This window comes from Nitrosomonas mobilis (assembly GCF_900103035.1).
GTDB lineage: Bacteria > Pseudomonadota > Gammaproteobacteria > Burkholderiales > Nitrosomonadaceae > Nitrosomonas > Nitrosomonas mobilis.
This window is the reverse complement of the sequence record NZ_FMWO01000072.1, coordinates 1-2,234: the sequence shown is the minus strand read 5'-3', so window position 1 is coordinate 2,234 and position 2,234 is coordinate 1. Positions and strand designations below refer to the sequence as shown.

At 51.4% G+C, this 2,234-nt stretch carries 2 protein-coding genes; one reads left to right on the top strand and one right to left on the bottom strand.

The window, feature by feature from the left end; genetic code table 11:
* Positions 1-2 precede the first annotated feature (2 nt).
* A complete protein-coding gene (locus NSMM_RS12150) occupies positions 3-953 on the top strand; it encodes an IS1595 family transposase (RefSeq protein WP_090284233.1) in 951 nt (316 codons plus the stop codon).
* A gap of 212 nt (positions 954-1,165) precedes the next feature.
* On the opposite strand, the gene NSMM_RS12145 is transcribed toward NSMM_RS12150, so the two are convergent.
* On the bottom strand, positions 1,166-1,990 hold the full coding sequence (locus NSMM_RS12145; RefSeq protein ID WP_090287806.1) for a class I SAM-dependent methyltransferase: 825 nt from the start codon (positions 1,988-1,990) through the stop codon (positions 1,166-1,168).
* Positions 1,991-2,234: the final 244 nt, after the last annotated feature.

The window sequence follows — 2,234 nt, the reverse complement described above, 5'->3', positions numbered from 1 at the left end:
CAATGGCGATGAATAAAATTCAGTTTCAGGCAGGCCTGTCACTGCATGAATTTCTGCATCAATATGGCACGGAAGCACAATGTGAAGCAGCATTGTTTGCTGCGAGGTGGCCACATGGCTGGAGATGCCTGCGCTGCGATGGGGAGCGATATTCCTGTACCCATAACGGCCGCAAGCTATGGGAATGCCTGGATTGTGGCTACCAATGTTCTTCAATTGTCGGCACCGTGTTTGAAAATACTAAATTACCGCTAAGAACCTGGTTTCTGGCCATTTACTTGATGACGCAAAGCAAGAATGCGGTCAGTGCATTGGAACTCAAACGTCAGCTGGGGGTAAGTTACAAAACGGCATGGTCGATCAAGCATAAGCTGTTACAGACCATGCTGCTGCGCGAAGAGCAACGCCGTCTGGATGGACGCGTGGAGGTTGACGATGCTTATCTGGGAGGTGAAAGGCCGGGAAAGCGCGGGCGGGGCGCGGCAAGTAAGACGCCATTTGTAGCGGCAATACAAACAAACAGCGAGGGGAAGCCACTTTATATACGCTTGACTCCCGTAGCGGGTTTTACATATGAAGCGCTCAAACAGTGGTCGGCTGAATGTCTGTCATCTACTGCACGAGTCGTATCTGATGGTTTGGGGTGTTTCGGGGCGGTTACGCATACAGCCGCGCAGCATGAGCGCCATATTGTGGGGAGTGGCAAATCTGCTGTGCAGCGTGCCGAGTTTCGCTGGGTCAATACGCTTCTTGGCAATCTCAAGACTGCCTTCAGCGGAACCTACCATGCATTCAATCACGCCAAGTATGCACAGCGCTATCTTGCAGAATTCTCCTATCGCTTCAATCGCCGTTTTGATTTGGCTGCCATGGTGCCGCGATTGCTGCGCGCCGCCGCAACGACAGAACCTCTTCCGATCGGTATATTGAGAATTTCTGAGATAGGTAACTAATCAGGAAAGACTTTGAACAAGTTCTTAGAGACAATCCGCTCAATTTTGATATTTTCACCATCGATTATTTGGGTGAATAATTCTTTCTGAATCGAATCAGGGATAGATTCAAATAGATTCCCAGCATTAATTGTCATTTTTCGTTCTTTTCCCATAATACAAATTATTGGAGGGTGAATTCGCCACCAACAGAACCCGAGAATGAGTGCCTTCTACCGTCTAACTGCGTATGCAACTGCGATGTGCGTGGACATCGGAAAGGTCAGCTTGTCCCCATCGCGGTAATGTTGCGCGACAGCTTCCGTCTCACCGGTGACCGCGGCCACGAGAGCGGAGCGCGCCGCAGTATCCAATTGCGCAAATGCTGGTATCGACGTTGCCGCCCCAAGTACCGTCAGTTGCACAAAACGTTCTGGTGAAGGAAGGTGAATGTCGAGCGACCGGGGAGTAACTTCGATGCGCTCAAAGCCTGAATCACTCAGTAGTGAACGCAACTCTGCAGCATCTCCCAAGGAAAAGGGCAAAGCCACGTCAGAGATGGCCGCATTCAGGTGGCGTGTTGTCGCTTCAAACAGCGCTTCATAGATCGGATGATGTTGGAGGGCCTGCCACACACTCAGGACGACACGCCCGCCATCGGTCAGAACCCGCCGTATTTCTCGCAAGGAGGCGGCGCGATCAGAAAAAAACTGAAATCCCTGCTGGCACAGCACGAGATCAAACGCAGCGTCCTGCAGGGCGAGGGCGATCGCATCCCCTTCCCGCCACTCAATCGTCGCACCCATCGGTGCCGAAAGCGAGCGAGCTACGGCCAGCATTTCCGGGTTGATATCGAATGCGACCACCTTTCCTCCCGCTCCAACCACGGGTGCGACGTGCCGTGCCACACTGCCCGTGCCGCACGCTACGTCCAGCGCATGTTCGCCAGGTTGCGGAACCGCATACTTAAGCAGCACGCGTGTCCAAGGGTCGGAGATGGTGGAGCTTAGGTATCGCTCGTATAATTCTGCTGGATTCTGACTTTGCAGTTTGCTCATGGTCTCTCCTCTCTGACGATACCCGGTCCTCATCTGTCAATCAGCGCTGTAATTTAGCCAGTTTTCCCAAAAAATAGCGCTCAAGTTTACCAGTTCATTTTTTATAGTAACTACTCACCCCCCAAAAAATATTTAAAAAAACACTTGACAGGTTTTTGTACGAGAAAAATTCAATTTTGTACCTCACAGCCAAATCTCTGCGATAAGCAGCTTAGACCCATCGCCAGGCTGATGACAGTACGAT